The sequence below is a fragment of the Rhizobium sp. 10N427 genome (assembly GCF_056394605.1).
This window is the reverse complement of sequence record NZ_JBFTID010000003.1, coordinates 81057-101015: the sequence shown is the minus strand read 5'-3', so window position 1 is coordinate 101015 and position 19959 is coordinate 81057. Positions and strand designations below refer to the sequence as shown.

Here is a 19959-nt window from a genome sequence, read left to right as displayed (position 1 = left end):
GTCAGTTGGTCTGTTTGACACCGAGTGCAAAAGCGTCGGCGAGTACCTTGTAGACATCGCTCTGCTCCATGTAACCGCGGAAGCCTTCGGAGCCCGGACCATCCGACTGCAGGACGACGTCATCGACGGCATGAACGCCGCTGTCGCTGCTCTTCGGAATGTTGCCCTGAACGAACACGGCACCGGGAACATCCTTGTACTGTTCGTTGGCGACATATTCCTTCTTTTCGTTCTGCACGGCAGGAACGAACGGACCGTCGAGCTTCGGGCGGAACGTCTCGTAATGGTCGGGGCCGTTATTGGCACTGAGGAAGAGGCGGCGCGTGACATCGATCTTGTCGGGATAGCCGTCGCCGTTGTCGTCGGTATAATTCGGGAAGCCCGCTTCGGCATAGGTGCCTACCTTTTCGCGCATCTCCGTGCCCGGCTTTTCGTCATCGACAGTACCGATGATCGAAACGCCATGGGTGTGGTCGCCGGTGACGACGATCAGCGTATCGGGATGGGCCTTCTGGAATTCGCGGGCAAGGCCGACGACCTTGTCGAATTCGATGGTGTCGACGACGGCGCGGTCCCAATCGAGCGGATGGGACATCTTGTCGATCGACGAACCCTCGACCATCAGGAAGAAACCGTCGGGGTTCTTGGACAGGCGATCGAGCGCGACCGCTGCCATCTCGACGAGACCCGGCTGGTTCGGGAATTTCTCGACAGTGCCCTTTTTTAGAAATTCGCGATCGAGCGTGACGTCCATGTTGCCGGTATGGAAGAGACCGAGAAGGTTGCCTTCAGCCGATGCGTTGGCTGCAAGCTCGTTCTTGTCGATGGCAAGCTTGTAGCCGGCGTCCTGGAAGAGCTTGATGTAGTCCTTGTCATCCTTGCGCTTGGAGCCCGGAACGTCCTTGCCGAGGAAGTAGGCAGAACCGCCGCCGAGGACGACTTCCGGCTTCACGCCGAGAAGCATCCCGACGATATCGGCCTTGTCGTTGCGATTGCGCGTGTGGGAGACAACCGCAGCCGGTGTGGCGTCCTCGATTTCGGCGGTCGCGACAATGCCGATCGACTTCTTGGTCTGGCGGCGGATCGCTTCCGCAATCGTCTCGACGCGCGGGTCGTCGAGCGAGTCGGGCGTGCGGTCTGCATAGACGCCGATCGCGTTGACGGCTGTCTTGTGGCCCGTCATGTAAGCCGACATGGTATTGGCGGAGTCGGTGGCAACAGCGTTGGTTGCCGATGTGCCGATGAAAGCTGCCGGCGGCACATCGTCCATGTTGAGGCGGCCGTTCGCCTTACCCTCGGTCATGCCCTTAGACATGATGCGGGCAGCGGTGCGGTGCGCAACGGAAAGACCGTCGCCGATCAGGAAGATGACGTTCTTGGCCTTCGGCGCGTCGCCGGTGCCGTAGACATTCCATGTAACCGACTTCTTCTCGTCGCCGGCGGAGACTTCGACCTTGTAGTCGCCGGGTGCGGCGATCGTCAGGCCACGCAGGATGACGGCGGAACCGAGTGCCTTGTCGTCCTTACCCTTTTCAAGCTCTACAAACTTGGCCTCGCCCCCGAGAGCCGTCTTGTAGTCCTGACCGTTGACCGTGATCTTCACGTCCTCGGGCTTTACCTGCTTGCTGAGCTCAACCTTGAAGTCAAATGGCGAACCGGCAAGAATCGTTGCGCGATCAAGCGGATAAACCGTGGTCGCCTGCGCGGCACCGGCAAGAATCGTCGTGGCCGCCAGGGCGGCAAAAATCATACGCATGGAAAACCCCCGTTTTCGTTGCAGTAAATGAACAACGGGCCGGAGATAGCCTTGGGGGATGACATGTCGATGACACCGGTATGACAATCTGCCGCACCGGCACCAGCCGCCGCCGGCAGTCGCAAAAACCTTGACTCCTGTGGAAAACGTTTTATGAGCAACGGCGGAAAAGGAATTATCCATGGTTCGCTTCGAACACGCCATTGCTGCACGCAATGACCGGGCACTGAGTGCCGGGGTGGATATTGCCGTTCCGGTTTCTTCCAAAACCAAGGCCAAAACGACGACGAAAACCGTCTGACGTCTCTGGCCTGCCGCTCTCTCCCCGGCTCGGCTGGGGACAGGAAGCCGCGATGATTTCGCGCTTTCCCCCCTCACCGGACAAGAGGAGAGAAGAGAAAGAGAGCTGAAAATGGGTTTCAAAGTAGCAGTCGCGGGAGCAACCGGAAATGTCGGCCGGGAAATGCTCAACATCCTCTCCGAGCGTGGCTTTCCGGCTGACGAAGTCGTAGCACTTGCCTCCTCGCGTTCGCAGGGCACGGAAGTGTCCTACGGCGACAAGACGCTGAAGGTCTTCAATCTCGAAAACTACGATTTCTCCGACACCGACATCTGCCTGATGTCTGCCGGCGGCGAAGTCTCCAAGAAGTGGTCGCCGAAGATCGGCCAGCAGGGCTGCGTCGTCATCGATAATTCCTCGGCCTGGCGCTATGATCAGGACGTGCCGCTGATCGTGCCGGAAGTGAACCCGGACGCCATCACCCAGTTCACCAAGCGCAACATCATTGCCAATCCGAATTGCTCGACCGCCCAGCTCGTCGTCGCGCTGAAGCCGCTGCATGATTTCGCCAAGATCAAGCGCGTCGTCGTCTCCACCTACCAGTCCGTTTCCGGCGCCGGCAAGGATGGCATGGACGAGCTCTTCAACCAGACGCGCGCCGTCTTCGTTGCCGATCCGATCGAGAACAAGAAGTTCACCAAGCGCATCGCCTTCAACGTCATTCCACATATCGATAGCTTCATGGAAGACGGCTATACGAAGGAAGAGTGGAAGGTTCTGGCCGAAACCAAGAAGATGCTCGACCCGAAGATCAAGGTCACCTGCACCGCAGTTCGCGTGCCTGTCTTCATCGGCCATTCGGAATCGGTCAACATCGAATTCGAAAACGAGATCACCGCCGATCAGGCCCGCGACATCCTGCGTGATGCACCGGGCTGCCTCGTCATCGACAAGCATGAGAACGGCGGCTACATCACGCCTTACGAATCTGCCGGTGAAGACGCCACCTTCATCTCGCGTATCCGCGAAGATGCGACGGTCGAAAACGGTCTCAACATGTGGGTCGTTTCCGACAACCTGCGCAAGGGTGCCGCGCTGAACGCCATTCAGATTGCCGAGCTTCTCGTCAATCGTGGCCTCATCAAGCCGCGCAAGCAGGCCGCCTGATACCGAATATTAACCATAGCTTGCTATCAGCCTCGCATGTCGTCAGACTTGCGGGGCTTTCTTTGAACCAGCCAGGCGGCAATCGTGCGGCAGGCGGCCAATCTCGCCAAAAGGTGATCGTGACAAAATCACCCTTGGCTGGCATTCTGCCCGGCATTCCAGCGACTGCAGATCGAGATCGGGGTTTCTCATGCGCATGACAAAATTCTTGGTGGCGGCCATCGCGGCGGTGGGCGCTTTCCATGCAGTTCCGGTAGCGGCCAACGCCGCGCAATGCGGCAATAATGGCGCCGGCTTCGATGCCTGGGTGCAGCAATTCAAGCAGGAAGCTGCAGCACAGGGCGTCAGCCAGTCGGTTCTGAGCCGTGCATTCGCCAACGTCGCCTACAATCGTCCGACGATTGCTGCCGACCGTGGCCAGAAGAGCTTCAAGCTGTCCTTCGACGCCTTCATGCAGAAGCGCGGCGGTGCGGCGATCATTTCCCGCGGCAAGGGCATGAAGCGCTCCAACCAGGCTCTCTTCACGTCGATCGAACGCCGCTACGGCGTGCCGGCCGGCCCGCTGATCGCGATCTGGGGCATGGAAACCGGCTTCGGCAGCTATATGGGCACGCAGCACACGCTGTCAGCCGTTTCGACGCTGGCCTATGACTGCCGCCGCTCGGACTATTTCACCGACCAGCTCTATGCTGCCCTGCAGCTCGTCTCTGAAGGCTATCTGAGCCCGCAGGCGCGCGGCGCCGCACATGGCGAGATCGGCCAGACGCAGTTCCTGCCGCGCAATGTCGTCCGCTTCGGTGCCGATGGCGATGGCGATGGCCGTGTCGACATGGTCGGCTCGCGTGCTGACGCGCTGGCATCGACAGCAAACTTCCTGAAGGGTCACGGCTGGCGCGCAGGTGCCGGCTATCAGCCGGGCGAACCGAATTTCGTCGCTATCCAGGGCTGGAACGCGGCAACCGTCTACCAGCAGGCGATCGCCTATATCGGCCAGCAGATCGACGGCGGCCAGTAAGCCACCCATTTGCAATTGAATTGAAGGCGCCGCTTGCGGCGCCTTTTTCATTTGGCCTCGGCTTTGACCGTTGTGGCCTGCGGCACCAGCGGACCCGAGACGACACGGTTACGTCCGGACGCCTTGGCGGCATAAAGCGCCATATCGGCGCGCTTGACGAGATCTTCGAAATTGTGCGTGCCACCGCCAAGCGTCCGGCCGGCGCAGCCGAAGCTCGCGGTCACCGAAAGACATTCGCCGCCGGGAAGATCGATCATCGCAGCCTCGATGGCTGTGCGAACGCCCTCGGCAATCTCTGCTGCCTCATCCGGCGACGCATCGGGCAGCAAGGCCAGAAATTCCTCGCCGCCATGCCGGACCAGCAGGTCGAAGCTGCGAAAATGCTGCTTGGCCGTTGCCGCGACATGGCGAAGCACGATGTCACCCGCATCATGACCATGAATATCGTTGATCTTCTTGAAGTGATCGAGATCAAAAAGCACGACGGAGATCCAGCGCGAACCGCTTTCCGCCTGGGCAAAGAGCGCTGCGGCAGCCGCCTCGAATCCGCGGCGATTGTAGAGACCGGTCAAGAGATCCGTCTGCGCAGCGCTTCTGAGTTCGCCAACCAGCGCCTCGCGCTCGCGTGACAGGCGCGAGATCATCCTCAACCCCTTGGTCGCCAGCGTGGCAACGACACCAGCAAGAACGAGCAGACCGCCGCAGAGAACGAGAACCAGCGTCATGTGAAGATGCGAACGCTTGGCGAGCGCCTCTCCGGTGCGGTGGATATCCGCAGCGGCTTCGCCGATCTTTCCCTTGAGAAAATCGATGCGTTCGGCCTGCGCGCGCGACCACTCGTCGCGAACGGCAGCATGCGGACGCGCCTCCCGCGTCAATATCGCGTCGGTCACGGCATCGGCACGAACCTGCGCGGGGCTCTTCAGGTATTCCATGATCGCCGCAACCAGCGGCGACGAACTGTGAAACACCATATGGTCCATGCCCGCCGCCTGCATGGTTCTGCCCTGCATGAAGAGGTCGCTGGAGCGAAGGCTGTAATTGTGTTCGTTGAGGTAGCGCGTGCCGAGTGAGGTGATCAACCGCTCGGCATAATAGGTAAGCAGCACGCCCATCAGCTCGTTCGACTTTCCGAGCAGCACCGGATCCTGGATGAGCGGCGAAAGCGCATCGACGACATCGAGCTGTTTCATCGCCGCCTGCCAATAGACATAGACGGGATCGCTCCCGGCATAGAGCCCGCGATCGACCGCCGCGCGAATGGAGACGATGCGGCTATAAGCCAGCGCGAGATCGGAAAGCTCAGCCCCCAGATTTCCGTCAAGCTGGTCGACCGGCGGCAGACTACCTTTGAACTTCTGACGTTCACCGTCGAGCTGCTGGCGGCTCTGCTGCATCGCTGCAGCGGTTTCGCTGCCCGGATGAGCGAGATACTGTCGCGTCGCGACGATCTCCCCCAAAATTTCTGTCGCCGCAATCGTGCCGCCGCGCGCCAGCACGTCGGCGAAGCGGTAGTCCTTCTCAAGCGACAGATATTGATGAAATGACGAACGGACAACCAGAACGCCTTCGGCGATCATGAACATGAACGGCAGCAGGATTGCCGCCAGAATGATCTTGCTGGTTGTCTCAAATTTCATCGAAGGCCGCCGTAAGCCGGTGGTTGAGGGTGCCTGTCGATGAAATCTTAACGGGATTCCTTAAAGAACTCATAAACCTATAGGCTAAGGCCTATACTTCCGGACGGATAAAATCCCGGCTTTCCGCATCCATGACCCACAGTTCGCCGGTCGAGATATCGAACCAGGCGCCGTGCAAGGCAATCTTGCCTTCCTTCTCGAGGGCTTTGACCTCGGGGAAAGTTCGCAGATTGTTGATCGAGTTGCGGATCGATACACGCTCCAGCGCCGTCTGCCGCTCGGTCTGGGTCATGATATCGTTGCTGCCGATCTGTTCGGCAGCGTCCTTCACCAGCGACATCCAGCGGCCGATGAAGTCACCCGGAGACAGCGGCTCAGCGCTTGGATCGAGGGCAGCTCGAATGCCCCCGCAACGGCCATGCCCCATCACAACGATATCGGTCACCTTCAGAGCCTGCACGGCGAATTCCAGCGCCGCGGATGTGGCGTGAAAATGCCCGTCGGGTTCATAAGGCGGAACGAGATTGGCGACGTTGCGGATGACGAAGAGCTCGCCCGGACCGGCATCGAAGATCAACTCCGGTGCTGCACGGGAGTCGCAACAGGCAATGACGAGTGTCGTCGGGTTCTGGCCGTTTTCCGCAAGAGTCTTGTATCGGTCGCGCGCATCTGCGTAGCGCCCGCTCATGAAGTTGCGATAACCGTCCAGAAGTGTTCCAGGAAAACGCTGCATAGGATTTCGATTAACGCTTGGTGCGCAGAAGATCAACTGCTGCAGTGCAAAATGAGTCGTTGCTATTTCTTGCGCCGCTGTGCCGGATGCAGCAAATGGCGCATCTGCACCATTGCCATCGGCGTTGCGAGGCTCGATGCGTCGCTCGCCAGCGTCAACTCGTCGCTGCCGCGCTTGACCGCCCGCGCCAGAACTTCATAGACGCTGGCCGTTGTCAGTTGCAGCGCCTTTTCATCGTCCATGCCGGAAAGCAGCCGCGACAGGAAAAGAGCCGCAAGAAGATCGCCGAGCCCGTTCGGTGGATTATCGATGAGCCTGTGCTCGGCCAGCAGCGCATGCCGGCCCGAGAGATAGAGATTGCCGGTCCCACCCGTCATCATAGGCACCGCCGACGTGACCAGCATTCGCGACGGACCGAGCGATAGCGCTGCCTCCATCACCGCCGTGTTGTCATCGAGCGGCGCGCCGGCCATCCAGGCAAGCTCGTAGCGGTTCGGTGTTGCCAGAGATGCAAGCGGGATCAGGTGATCGCGGATAGCTTCGGCTGTCGCCTGCGGAACATAGAGACCGCCGAGATCGCCCATCACCGGATCGCAGACATAGAGTAGATCGGGATTATCCTGGCGCAGTGCGCCGATCAGCCGGGCGACGGATTTGGCCTGTGCGGCATTGCCGAAATAGCCTGTCAGCACTGCCTTCACTTCGCCGATCCAGGGCGCCCTGGTCAGGTCGTCGATCGCCGCATCGAAATCGGCCTCGGCAAATGTCAGCCGCGTCGAGCGCCCGTGACCGGGATGCCATGGAAGCACGACCGTCGGCAGGGCCCAGACCTGGTGTCCTAGCGTCTCCAGCGCAAAGACGGCGGCACGGTTGCCGACCGAACCACGCACGACATGGCTTGAAATGACGATGACCGTTCCGGCGGTGGTATTTTCTGGCATGGTGATAGCCCTGAACCTGATGCGCAGTTGATCCACTTTTTACGCCACGCCTGTCAACCATTGTTCATCTCTGCGTGGAAAGGTCGCGAAGCAGCAGTCCAAAGTCGGCCGCAAACAATATTAGTCGAATCGAATAGGCGGAGATTCTTCCGAATTCTGACAAAAACAGGGGCCAGAACGAACGAAAGCTGCCATCAAGCGGCCTCTTTTAGAGATTTTCGGCAAATCTTCTGATATTTTGCACCAAATCGAACAGATCGGGGAACATCTGAAATGGCTGCCAGACACAATCCGAAACGCGAGAAACAGATCGAGAGCGCAAAAAAGATTGCTGCCGCCACCGGCGACAAGCATTTGCAGCCCGAAATTCTGTTCGGTCGCGCCAGCGGGGATGATCTCGATCTCTATACTCCCGAAATGCTCGCTCTCTCCGCCATCCACTCGGCGCGCGAGTTGAAGGCGTGGAACGGCAAGACGCCCCGCGTCAGCATCGAGACAGTAGCCGACGTCGAGCCGTCAGGCGTTCCGGTCTCCATTCTGACGGTCACCGATCACAACATGCCATTTCTCTATGAATCGGTCATGGGTGAGGTCACCAGCACCTATCGCGACCTCTACATGGCGGTGCATCCAATTCTGGTGCTGGAAGACGGCAAGGAGCCGGGGCTTTATTCCGCCGACGAGCCAAGCGATCCGGCCTCGCGCGTCAGCCACATCCAGATCCACCTGTCGCCGCTGACACCGGCGCAGTCCTCCGATCTGCAGAAGCGCATCAAAACCGTTCTCGAACAGGTGCAGCAGGCAGTTTCCGACTGGAAACCGATGCTCTCGAAACTCGACACCGCCATCGATGAGCTCCGGGAATATAGCGCCAGCCGCAAGAAAGCCGATCGCGACGAAGCGCTCGCCTTTCTGACATGGCTGCGCGACGAGAACTTCACCTTCCTCGGCATGCGCGAATACGTCTATTCGGGCAAGGGCGCCGGCGCCAAGGTGGAGCGCGACAAGGGTACCGGCCTTGGCATTCTTTCCAATCCCGACGTTCTGGTTCTGCGCACCGGCAAGGACGCGGTGACGACCACGCCCGAGATCCTGGCCTTCCTTGATGGCCCGGAATTTCTGATCGTCACCAAGGCCAACGTCAAATCGGTCGTCCACCGCCGCGCCTATATGGATTACGTCGGCGTCAAGCGCTTCGACAAGAATGGCAACGTCACCGGCGAACTGCGTATCGTCGGCCTGTTCACATCGACAGCCTACACATCCTGGGCGTCGGAAATCCCGCTTCTGCGATCGAAGATCGCCAAGGTGAAAGAGCATTTCGGCTTCGATCCGATGAGCCATTCCGGCCGCATGCTCGACAACACACTGGAATCCTACCCGCGCGATGATCTCTTCCAGATCGATACGACGCTGCTGTCGAGTTTTGCCGAGCAGATCAACGACCTCGCAGACCGGCCGCGTGTCCGCGTTCTGCCGCGCATCGACCATTTTGACCGTTTCGTCTCCGTCATCGTCTACGTCCCGCGCGAGGAATATGACTCGATCGTCCGCGAGAAGATCGGTACCTATCTGAAGACCATTTATGACGGCCGCGTCTCCGCCTATTACCCGGCCTTCCCCGAAGGCGGCGTCGCCCGCGTCCACTTCATCATCGGCCGCTCCGGCGGCAAGACGCCGCGCATTCCGCAGGCGAAGCTGGAAGAGGCGATCCGGGCGATCACCGCCCGCTGGGATAACCGCTTCGAAATGCTGGCAGGACCGAAGGCGCCCAAGATCGGCGTCAGCAATGCCTTCCAGGAGGCTTTCACGCCTGACGAAGCGGCTGGTGACCTCGCCGATATCACCGCATGCGCCGGCGGCGAGCCGATCCGCATCGAATTCTACTACCGCAACGACGACGAGCGCGGCAGCATCCTGTCGCTGAAGATCTTCCATTGCGGCGAACAGCTGCCGCTGTCCCGCCGTGTGCCGCTTCTTGAAAATCTCGGCTTCAACGTCCTCAGCGAGCGCACCTTCGACATCGAAGTACCGGCTGCCGACGGCGCGATCAACATCGTCGTCCTGCACGACATGGAGCTCGAAGCCCGCAGCGGCAACGCGATCGACCTCCCGCGCTTTGGCGCGGCGCTGGAAGAAGCTTTCGTTGCCGCCTTCAACGGCACCATCGACAATGACAGCTTCAATCGGCTGATCCTTTCCGCCGGGCTTTCGGCCCGCGAAACCAATGTGCTGCGCGCCTATTCGCGCTACCTGCGCCAGGCTGGCATCGCCTATTCGCAGGATTACATTGCCGCGACCCTCGACAAATATCCGGACATCGCCGCCGCCACCTTCCGCCTCTTCCATGAGGCGATGGACCCGGCGCTGGCCGAGAAGCCGCGTCTCAAGAGGCTGGGCGATCTGCATCAGTCGATCGAAGCATCGCTGGCCGATGTCCCAAGCCTCGACGACGACCGCATCCTGCGCCGCTATATCAATGTCGTCGATGCAACGCTGCGCACCAACTATTTCCAGCGCAACGAGGATGGCTCGCCGAAAGCGATGCTCGCGTTCAAGCTCGATCCGCATCTCGTCGACGGCTTGCCGCAGCCGCTGCCCTTCCGTGAAGTCTTCGTCTACGGCGTCGAGGTCGAAGGCGTCCACTTGCGCTTCGGCAAGGTCGCCCGTGGCGGTCTCCGCTGGTCGGACCGTGCCGAAGACTACCGCACCGAAGTGCTTGGCCTGGTGAAAGCCCAGCAGGTCAAGAACGCCGTCATCGTCCCCGTCGGCGCCAAGGGCGGCTTCTATCCAAAGAAACTGCCTGCAGGCGGCACACGCGACGAGATCTTCAACGCGGGGCGCGAAGCCTACAAGACCTATATCCGCACGCTGCTGTCGATCACCGACAACATCTCGGGCGCCGACATCGTGCCGCCGGCCAAGACGGTGCGCATCGACGGCGACGATCCCTATTTCGTCGTCGCCGCCGACAAGGGCACAGCCACCTTTTCCGACACCGCCAACGCGCTGGCGCAGGAGGCCGGCTTCTGGCTCGACGACGCCTTTGCGTCGGGCGGTTCGGCAGGCTACGACCACAAGAAGATGGGCATTACCGCCCGCGGCGCCTGGGAGACCGTCAAGCGCCACTTCCGCGAGATGGATATCGACATCCAGACAACGCCCTTCACCGTCGCCGGCGTCGGCGACATGTCCGGCGACGTCTTCGGCAACGGCATGCTGCTCTCGCCGAAAATTCGCCTGCTCGCCGCCTTCGACCATCGCGATATCTTCATCGATCCCGATCCGGATATGGACAAGACGCTGGCCGAACGCCAGCGGCTCTTCAATCTCGCGCGCTCCAGCTGGCAGGACTTCGACAAGTCGGTGCTCTCCAAGGGTGCGATGATCATTTCGCGCGCCGCGAAGTCCGTGACGCTGACCGCAGAGGCCGCCGCCGCAATCGGCATCGACAAAACGGTCGCGACACCGTTCGAGATCATGACGGCCATCCTGAAGAGCCCGGTCGATCTGCTGTGGTTCGGTGGCATTGGCACCTATGTGAAGGCCGCGGCTGAAACCGATACGGAAGTCGGCGACCGCGCCAACGACCCGATCCGCATCATTGCCGACGATGTCCGCGCCAAGGTCATCGGGGAGGGCGCCAATCTCGGCGTAACCCAGAAGGGCCGCATCGCCTATGGCATGAAGGGCGGCCGCAGCAATTCCGACGCCATCGACAATTCCGCCGGCGTCAACACCTCGGACGTCGAGGTCAACATCAAGATCGCGCTGGCAAATGCCATGCATGACGGCCGCCTAACGCGCCCGAAGCGCGACCAGCTGCTGTCATCGATGACCGATGAAGTCGCAAGCCTCGTTCTGCGCAACAACTATCTCCAGTCGCTGGCGATCTCGTTGACTGAACGCAAGGGAACCGGCAACGGCCTCGAGCTCGCGCGCTTCATGACCGTGCTCGAATCCGCAAAGCAGCTGAACCGCAAGGTGGAGACGCTGCCTGACGACGCGACGCTTGCCGAGCGTTATGCGGCCAACAAGCCGCTAACCCGCCCGGAAATCGGCGTTCTGCTATCCTACGCCAAGATCGTTCTCTTCGACGCCCTGATCATAAGCGATCTGCCCGATGATCCCTATTTTGCCTCGACGCTGTCGAACTACTTCCCGGCAAAGATGCAGAAGACCAACGGCTCTGACATCACCCGCCACCGGCTGAAGCGTGAAATCGTCGCCACAGTGCTCGCCAACGAGGCGATCAATCGCGGCGGCCCAGCCTTTGCCGTCAGCATGGTCGATGCGACAGCCGCTTCTGCGGCCGAAGTCGTCCGCGCTGCGATCATCGCCCGCGACGGTTTCGACCTCAACCGCCTCTGGAGCGAAACGGACGCGCTTGATGGCAAGATTTCCGGCCAGACGCAGAACCGCGTCTACGACGAAATCAGCCAGAGCTTCACGGTCCTGACGCGGTTGATGCTGAAAACGGGCATGGCCAAGGGCGATATCGCCGAAACCGTTAGCCGGCTGCAGGCCGCCCTCAAGAAACTGAAGCCGTCTTTCCCGGCACAGGCTCCTGTCGAGTTCGAAGCGCGCCAGACGGAGTATCAGGAAGCAGGTCTTCCGGAGAAACTGGCAGCCGACATTACTGGTCTGCCGGGCTTTGCGCTCGTGCCTGAAATCATGCAGATTGCCGAACGCACCGGCGAGCCTCTAGCACGTGCTGCGGAAAGCTACTTTGCCGTCTCGCAGACCTTCCGGATCGGCAGGCTCCTTGCTGCGGGCGGGCGCATCGTCACCTCGGACCACTATGAAAATCTGGCACTTGCGCGCAGCATCGACCAGATCGCCAGCGCCCGTCGCGACATCGTCATCTCCGCACTCTCGGATCACGGCAAGGAAAAGCTGCCGGTTCAGGCATGGCATGCGGTCGATCGCATCAGGATCAATCGCATCACCGAGGAACTCTCCAGTCTCAGCGATAGCGGCGAGCCGAATCTCGCCCGCATCACCGTCGCCGCGGGCCTTCTGACCGATCTTGCGCGCGACCGGACGAGGTGACACAGTCCGCCGCGACAATGGGAGCGGATGCGTGAGCAGAATTGACTGGACGGGAGACGGAACTCCGGCGCCGCATAAGGCGCCGGGGAGGGGCATCTGGGGCTGGATGTTTTTCGATTGGGCGGCCCAGCCGTTCTTCACAGTCGTCACCACATTCATCTTCGGTCCTTACTTTGTCTCCCGGCTGACCTCTGATCCGGTCCATGCGCAAGCCATGTGGAGCAACACGGCAACGATCTCCTCGGTGATTATCGCGGTCCTGTCGCCAATCCTGGGCTCGATCGCCGACCAATCCGGCGCCCGCAAACCCTGGATCGCATTCTTCGCGGTCATCAAGATCACCGCGCTCTTCGGCCTCTGGTTTGCGGCTCCCGGCTCGCCCGTCATCTATCCGATCATCTTCATGATTCTGGCCTCGATCGCCGCCGAATTCTCGATCGTCTTCAACGATTCGATGATGCCGCGGCTGGTGAGCAAGGATGAGGTCGGCCGCTTGTCCAACACCGCCTGGGGCCTTGGCTATCTCGGCGGGATGATCGTGCTGATCGCAGTCGTCGCTCTACTGGCTGGTAGCCTGGAGACCGGCAAGACCCTGCTGGGGATGGATCCGCTGTTTGGCCTCGATGCCCACACTGGCGAAGACGCCCGCATCACCGGGCCGATCTCGGCCGTCTGGTATCTGATCTTCATCATTCCGATGTTTCTTTTCACGCCCGATGCGCCCAAGGGCGTTCCGCTCGGACGTGCGGTGAAAACAGGCTTTGCCGAGCTCCGCAACACGATCGCCGAGCTCAAGCACCGGAAGGGCATCCTGAAGTTCCTGATCGCACGGATGATCTACCAGGACGGCGTCAATGGTCTGCTGATCCTCGGCGGCACCTTCGCCGCCGGCATGTTCGGTTGGGCCACCATCGAGATCGGCCTTTACGGCATCATCCTTAACGTCGTCGCGATCTTCGGCTGCATCATAGCCGGGCGCGTCGATCAGCGGATCGGCTCGAAAGTGACGATCGTCATCAGCCTGACGATGCTGCTGCTTGCCACGATCGGCATCATTTCCACCGGGCCGGGCTATACGCTCTTCGGCGTGATCGAGCTTCCGGTCGCCGACTCAGGCGGATTTTTCGGCACCGCCGCCGAGAAGGCCTATATTCTCTACGGCCTTCTGATCGGTCTTGCCTTCGGCCCGGTTCAGGCCTCTTCGCGATCCTATCTCGCCCGCAGCGTCAGCCTGGAAGAGGCCGGCCGCTATTTCGGGATCTACGCGCTCTCAGGGCGCGCGACGAGCTTCATGGCAACACTGCTGTTCTCGATCGTGACCTATTCTAGCGGTTCCGCCCGGCTCGGCATGGCAACGCTGATAATTTTCCTGCTGGGCGGCCTGATCCTTCTGTTTGCCACGCCATATCCTGCCGACAAGCAGAAAACCTGAACGAAAAAACCCCGGCGCAAGGCCGGGGTTTTCAATTCAGTTATCCGTCTCAGTGGCGGAAGTGCCGCATCCCGGTAAACACCATCGCGACATTGTGCTCGTTTGCGGCGTCGATGACCTCCTGGTCACGCATAGAACCGCCGGGCTGAATCACCGCGGTTGCACCTGCCGCAATCATCGATAGCAGGCCGTCTGCAAAGGGAAGGAAAGCCTCCGAGGCAACTGCAGAGCCATGCGTCATCGGAACAGGAAGACCGAGCGCCTTGGCGGCCTCTTCAGCCTTCAGCGCCGCGATACGAGCGGAATCGACGCGGCTCATCTGGCCGGCACCGATACCCGCGGTCTGGCCGTTCTTGGCATAGACGACGGCATTCGATTTCACATGCTTGCCGACCTTGAAGGCAAACTTCATATCCTCAAGCTCCTGAGCCGTCGGCGCGCGCTTGGTGACCACCTTGAGCTCGAGATCCTCGACCATGCCATTGTCGCGGCTCTGGACGAGAAGACCGCCGGAAACGGTCTTTGCCGTGAGCCCGGCAACACGCGGATCGGGCAGTCCGCCGGCCGAAAGCAGGCGCAGGTTCGGCTTGCGGGCGACGATCGCCTTGGCTTCCTCGGTCACATCAGGCGCGATGATGACTTCGGTGAAGAGCTTGATGATCTCTTCCGCCGTCGCGGCATCCAGCGTCTGGTTCAGCGCGATGATGCCGCCGAAGGCCGAGACAGAATCGCAGGCAAGCGCCCGGCTGTAGGCCTCGACGAGGCTTGACCCCGTGGCGACGCCGCAGGGATTGGCATGCTTGATGATGGCGCAGGCGGGAGACTTCTCCGGCAGGAACTCGGAAACGAGCTCATAGGCGGCATCCGTATCGTTGATGTTGTTGTAGGAGAGCTGCTTGCCCTGGATCAGCGCCGCCGTCGAAACGCCCGGGCGCTGTTCGCCGGTAACGTAGAAGGCGGCCTTCTGATGCGGGTTTTCACCGTAGCGCATCTCTTCCTTCAGCACGCCGCCGATCACGCGATGGCGCGGCGTATCGATCGAGAGAGCTTCGGCGAACCAGTTCGAGATCATCGCGTCATAGGCGGCCGTGCGGGCATAGGCCTTTGCGGCCATGCGCTGGCGGAAAGCATAGCTCGTCTGCCCGGCATCCTCGGCAAGCTGCTGCAGCAGCTCGGCATAGTCGGATGGATCGGTGAGGATGGTCACATAGGCATGGTTCTTTGCCGAAGCGCGGATCATCGCCGGGCCACCAATGTCAATATTCTCGACCGTCGTCGGATAGTCGCCGCCGGCAGCGCGGACTTCCTCGAACGGATATAGGTTGATAACGGCGATATCGATGCCTTCGATGCCGTGCTTTTTCATCGCGTCCTGATGCTCGGCATCGTCGCGAATGGCAAGCAGGCCGCCATGAACCGTCGGATGGAGCGTCTTGACGCGGCCGTCCATGATCTCAGGGAAGCCGGTCGCCTCGGAAACGTCGGTGACGGCAAGGCCGGCGGCAGCAATTGCCTTGTGCGTACCACCGGTCGAGAGCAGGCGGACGCCCTTGTCCGACAGCGCCTTGGCGAGTTCGACGATCCCTGTCTTGTCGGAGACAGACAGAAGCGCGGTCTTTGCTTTGACCTTGTCGGGGGCGGGGATTTTCTTGGAAATGACGGCCATGAACCTTCTCCGTTCGGGGTCCGGGAGACATCCGGCGAGGGACGTATAGGATTATGGCGCCGCGTTAGCACGAGCGCTGCCGCCGCGTAAATGCCGACTAGCTCTTACGGGAAAGAAACCAGCGAATTTCGGGCTTTTCGGCAAAATCGAAATCGATTTCGATCTGGTCGGAGCCGCAGATGCCCGAGGCGTCGGCAAAGAAGATATCTTCCGAAATCAGCACTTCATTGCCCGGCGACGAGAAGAGCCAGCTTTCGCCATCCGGCGCGGTCATCAGAACGGACTCGCGATCATTCTGTTTCAGATTGATTGCCGGATGGACATGAAACCTGACTGCGGCCTTCAACGGATCGTCGCTGACGCGCCCGTCAGGCAGCACAAGGCGGTCGCGGCCGGTAACGATCGCGCCTGTGGCGTTCATCGAGATTTCGCGCTCATGCAGAACCCCGAAGCCACGAAGATAGCCGTCGTGGCTCATCTTCAGCCCGTCACGTCCGTCCTCGGTTTCCGCCCGTTCGACGGTTACGTTCTTTACGGTTTCCGTCATCCGGTGGCCAAGAAACTCCGACGTCGAGAAGCGGCTGGAGGAGGTATCGTTGAGCGTCACCGTCGAATGCGTTGCGGTGGTACGCGCCATCTGCACGTAACGGCGGCCTGCGAACTTCGGAGACCCGGAATTGACAATGAAACGATATCGTCCCGACGACATTTCGAAGGACAGACATCCGGCATGCGCCGTGCGCGACAGCTCGCCGGTTGGTGGAGGTCCGGTATCGGCGATGACGACCATCTTTCCCGCAGCAAGCCGCTGATACCGGGAATGCGGCATTGCCTTGAACGGCTGGCCCGCCGTCTCGTCGTAGCGCAGCACCGACATCAGTTCGTTGGCAAGCGTAGATGTCGCGCCATTGAAGAGCGCGAGATCGCCGTCCTGGTGCCGGAAGAAGCGAAGCGCCGGATACATCCGATCGATGCCTGAAATCAGCTTCTGCGGCAGATCGTGACCAAGATTGACATAGGTCTGACGGAGCGGGAGCAGGTCCAGCAGCAGCTCAAGACCGGCACGCGGATTGCGCGATATGTGGCCACCGTCAGGAAGGATTTGCAGATCGAACTCGTTATCGAGCGCCTGTGCGGCCTTCCGCAGCGCGCCTGCCCGCGTCGGCATGGCGATCGACGCCATGGCGAGGGCGATCCGCAGCCGGAACAGAACCTCGCCCGCCGGCGCATAAGGCGCCATCCGCCGCAGGAAACGCACCTGAAAAGCCAGAGAACGCATGAACCGGCGATAAAAACCGCGGTCGGCATTCTGCAGGACGACAGGCGAATGCGAGAGCCAGGCGATGACGCGCTGCGCCGTCACGTCGATTTCCCAGGCAACGCCTTCGATCCGGCCGGAATGCAGCGAGAGCCAGCTATCGACAATCGAGCGGGCAATCAGCGACGCGCGCTCGCTCTTGTAGGCCCGCATGTGGCGCAGCCATCCGAAACCATGCAGCCGGTTGGCGAAGGCGCGTGAAGGCAGCGTGAAGGTGAAGGGAGACTTGCCGTTGGTCTCGAGAAGGCGGCTCGCGAGCGGAAACCGCCCGTTCATGATCTCGTCGGCGACGTGGGAATCGATCGCCCGCAAGTCTGTTGGCGCGACAATCAGGCGCTCGGGCGCCTGGATCGTATGGCGGAAGAGGCGCAGGCGCACCAAGGCGGCACGGCGCGACAAGCGCCGCCAAGCCTCCCGAACATACAAAGTCGAAAAACGCCCGCCGGATTGCATATTTATTTTCTATTGACCCTCGTTATTAAGAATAGGTGAACGAGAGCAGCTTTCACCGGTAAGGCTGCATTAATTTGTGACAAGGATGAAATATAAGAGACCGTCTTGCAATCAGGCAACACGTCGCAACATCGCGGCGTAGAAGCCGTCGAGGCCGGACGCGATATCATCGGACATCGGCAGCATCACCGGCGTGGTTCTGAAATCGCCAACCGGACTGATCGCTTGTTCGAGACCCGGCCACGCCGCCGGATCGATCGGCACCCTTGCAACGCCGGGCACATCGGCAAGAACGCGCGCCACGACATCTTCGCCTTCGGCAGGGTCGAGCGAGCAATTCGAAAACACGATGACGCCATTGGGCTTCAACAGCGTCAGCGCGTGGCGCAGCAACCGCTCCTGAACACCGGCAAGCTTGCTGATCTCTTCGGCCCCCTTTGTCCAAAGCACATCGGGGTGACGACGCGTCGTACCGGTCGAGGAGCAGGGCGCATCAAGCAGGATCGCGTCGAAACCCTCATCCGGCTGGAATTTGGTCAAGTCGGTCGCAAGGGTGTCAGCCTGCAGCCCTAGACGCGCGAGATTGGAGCGCAGACGCTTCAGCCGGCTCTCCGATTGGTCGATGGCTGTCACATTGCCGCCCGCGAGAATAAGCTGGGCCGTTTTGCCGCCGGGAGCAGCGCAGAGATCGGCAACGCGCTTGCCTGTCAGATCACCGAACAGCTTTGCCGGGATGCTGGCGGCGGCGTCCTGCACCCACCATTCACCATCCTCGAAGCCTTCCAGAGACGGAATGCTGCCATCGAAGGCCGCGAGACGAACGCCGCCCGTTGGCAGCACCGCGCCGTTCAGCCGCGCCGCCCAGCCCGCAGCATCCGATTTGACGGTCAGATCGATTGCCGCAGGTTCCAGCTGCGATTCCGAGATCGCCAGCGCCGCATCCTTGCCATAGGCCTTCTTGAGCCGCGCCAGGAACCAGTCGGGCATTGCCGGGACATCGGCGACGGAAGCGAGGATTTCCTCCTTCTCGCGGCCGATACGGCGGAGAATGGCATTGACCAGCTTGGCAAAGCGGCGGTTGCGGGGATCACCGTTCGCCTGCTCGACGGCGAGATCGACCGCCGAATGGTCGGGCACGTCGAGATAGAGGATCTGCGCCGCGCCGACGGCAAGGACGTGATGCAGCGCCCGGGCGCCTTCCGGAAGCGGTGTATCGAGAAGCGAAGCGATGGCCGCATCGATCCGCGGCATGTGCCTCAGCGCGCTGTTGAGAATGGCACGAACCAGCGCGCGATCGTTTTCACCGAGCGCCTTGTAGGCAGGGTTGCCGTTTTCATGGTCAAGCGCGCCATCGAGCGGCAGCTTCTTGTCGACGACGGCCGCCAGAATCTTGACCGCGGCCGACCGCGCCTGCAGGCCGGGCTTGGCGGGGGCACGTTCCGAATGGCTGCTGCTGTTTTTGAAGGGCTTCTTGCCGTTTGAAGTCAAGACCACGGACCTTTTGGCGGTTGCGAACCACCGCGGCCAACACCGGTATCCGGAACCGAACGCGATTTCCGCGACGGATTAGCAGTCCGCACGGGTGGCGTCGAGATATTCATGCCGCCAGCCGCCATTTCCCGCAGTGCCGCAATGCGGTTCTCGGTGTTCGGATGGGTCGAGAACAGATTGTCCATACGTTCGCCGGAGAGCGGATTGATGATGAACATATGCGCGGTCGCCGGATTGCGCTCGGCATCGTAGTTCGGAACCTCCGCCGCACCGCGGGCAATCTTGCCGAGAGCGGAAGCAAGCCAAAGCGGATTGCCGCAGATCTCCGCACCACGCCGGTCCGCTGAATATTCGCGCGTCCGGCTGATCGCCATCTGCACCAGCATCGCCGCCAGCGGCGCAACGATCATGGCGGCGAGAACACCGATGAAGCCGAGCGGATTGTTGTTGTTCTCGCGATTGCCGCCGAAGAAGAAGGCAAAGTTTCCCAGCATCGAGATCGCACCGGCGAGCGTCGCAGTGATCGTCATCGTCAGCGTGTCGCGGTTCTGGACGTGGGCAAGCTCATGCGCCATGACGCCGGCGACCTCTTCCGGCGACAAAACCTGAAGAAGTCCGGTCGAGGCCGCGACGGCTGCATTCTGCGGATTGCGTCCGGTCGCGAAGGCATTCGGCTGCGGGTTGTCGTAGAGATAGACTTTCGGCATCGGCAGACCGGCCCTTTGCGACAGATCACGAACAATGCCGTAGAATTCGGGTGCATTCCGCTCATCGACCTCCTGGGCACGATAGGCCGACAGCACCATGTTTCCCGAATTCCAATAGGAGAAGAAGTTCATTCCGGCAGCGAGCAGGAAGGCGATCATCATGCCGCCACGGCCGCCGATCAGAAATCCGACAAACATGAACAGGGCCGTCATGAAGGCAAGCAACATGGCAGTGCGAACGAGGTTCATCGAGGTCTCCGTCTCCTATGACCGGTATTGAGGGTTCCAATCGGCGCCCCGGCGCACTA

General features: G+C 60.8%; 12 protein-coding genes and 1 pseudogene. 5 read left to right on the top strand and 8 right to left on the bottom strand.

Translation table 11 applies throughout. From position 1 onward, the window contains the following. Nucleotide 1: 1 nt before the first annotated feature. Nucleotides 2-1756, bottom strand: a complete 1755-nt coding sequence (locus tag AC1DIJ_RS07950; protein WP_112385972.1) for an alkaline phosphatase — start codon at nucleotides 1754-1756, stop codon at nucleotides 2-4. 114 nt (nucleotides 1757-1870) lie between these two features. Between AC1DIJ_RS07950 and AC1DIJ_RS07945 the strand changes: the two are divergent. From AC1DIJ_RS07945 to AC1DIJ_RS07935, 3 genes and pseudogenes are all read left to right on the top strand, one after another. After that, nucleotides 1871-2057, top strand: a pseudogene (locus tag AC1DIJ_RS07945) (hypothetical protein); the annotation flags it as partial. 111 nt (nucleotides 2058-2168) lie between these two features. Further along, complete coding sequence (locus tag AC1DIJ_RS07940) at nucleotides 2169-3203, top strand: aspartate-semialdehyde dehydrogenase (RefSeq protein ID WP_112385973.1); 1035 nt, start codon at nucleotides 2169-2171, stop codon at nucleotides 3201-3203. Nucleotides 3204-3393: 190 nt separating this feature from the next. Further along, on the top strand, nucleotides 3394-4218 hold the full coding sequence (locus tag AC1DIJ_RS07935; RefSeq protein WP_112385974.1) for a lytic murein transglycosylase: 825 nt from the start codon (nucleotides 3394-3396) through the stop codon (nucleotides 4216-4218). 47 nt (nucleotides 4219-4265) lie between these two features. Here AC1DIJ_RS07935 and AC1DIJ_RS07930 read toward each other — a convergent pair whose 3' ends face one another. From AC1DIJ_RS07930 to pdxY, 3 genes are all read right to left on the bottom strand, one after another. After that, nucleotides 4266-5858, bottom strand: coding sequence for a diguanylate cyclase (locus AC1DIJ_RS07930; RefSeq protein ID WP_112385975.1), 1593 nt, complete (start codon nucleotides 5856-5858; stop codon nucleotides 4266-4268). A 91-nt stretch (nucleotides 5859-5949) separates the two neighbouring features. After that, complete coding sequence (locus tag AC1DIJ_RS07925) at nucleotides 5950-6591, bottom strand: carbonic anhydrase (protein ID WP_112385976.1); 642 nt, start codon at nucleotides 6589-6591, stop codon at nucleotides 5950-5952. A gap of 62 nt (nucleotides 6592-6653) precedes the next feature. Beyond that, nucleotides 6654-7532 carry a pyridoxal kinase PdxY gene (gene pdxY, locus AC1DIJ_RS07920; protein ID WP_112385977.1) on the bottom strand — a complete coding sequence of 293 codons (879 nt, stop codon included), beginning with the start codon at nucleotides 7530-7532 and terminating at the stop codon, nucleotides 6654-6656. Nucleotides 7533-7805: 273 nt separating this feature from the next. On the opposite strand from pdxY, the gene AC1DIJ_RS07915 reads away from it, so the two are divergent. Continuing rightward, on the top strand, nucleotides 7806-12584 hold the full coding sequence (locus tag AC1DIJ_RS07915; RefSeq protein WP_112385978.1) for an NAD-glutamate dehydrogenase: 4779 nt from the start codon (nucleotides 7806-7808) through the stop codon (nucleotides 12582-12584). Nucleotides 12585-12615: 31 nt separating this feature from the next. Continuing rightward, nucleotides 12616-14016 (top strand): MFS transporter, encoded by a 1401-nt coding sequence (locus AC1DIJ_RS07910; protein ID WP_112385979.1) that lies wholly within the window; start codon nucleotides 12616-12618, stop codon nucleotides 14014-14016. A 49-nt stretch (nucleotides 14017-14065) separates the two neighbouring features. Here AC1DIJ_RS07910 and purH read toward each other — a convergent pair whose 3' ends face one another. The 4 genes from purH to htpX all read right to left on the bottom strand — a co-directional run bounded on the left by purH (nucleotide 14066) and on the right by htpX (nucleotide 19900). Beyond that, nucleotides 14066-15682 carry a bifunctional phosphoribosylaminoimidazolecarboxamide formyltransferase/IMP cyclohydrolase gene (gene purH, locus AC1DIJ_RS07905; RefSeq protein ID WP_112385980.1) on the bottom strand — a complete coding sequence of 539 codons (1617 nt, stop codon included), beginning with the start codon at nucleotides 15680-15682 and terminating at the stop codon, nucleotides 14066-14068. A gap of 97 nt (nucleotides 15683-15779) precedes the next feature. Beyond that, nucleotides 15780-17453 (bottom strand): heparinase II/III domain-containing protein, encoded by a 1674-nt coding sequence (locus AC1DIJ_RS07900; RefSeq protein WP_112385981.1) that lies wholly within the window; start codon nucleotides 17451-17453, stop codon nucleotides 15780-15782. Nucleotides 17454-17564: 111 nt separating this feature from the next. Next, nucleotides 17565-18947, bottom strand: coding sequence for an RsmB/NOP family class I SAM-dependent RNA methyltransferase (locus tag AC1DIJ_RS07895; RefSeq protein ID WP_112385982.1), 1383 nt, complete (start codon nucleotides 18945-18947; stop codon nucleotides 17565-17567). After that, nucleotides 18938-19900 (bottom strand): zinc metalloprotease HtpX, encoded by a 963-nt coding sequence (gene htpX / locus AC1DIJ_RS07890; RefSeq protein WP_112385983.1) that lies wholly within the window; start codon nucleotides 19898-19900, stop codon nucleotides 18938-18940. The genes AC1DIJ_RS07895 and htpX overlap by 10 nt, the downstream gene beginning before the upstream one ends. Nucleotides 19901-19959: the final 59 nt, after the last annotated feature.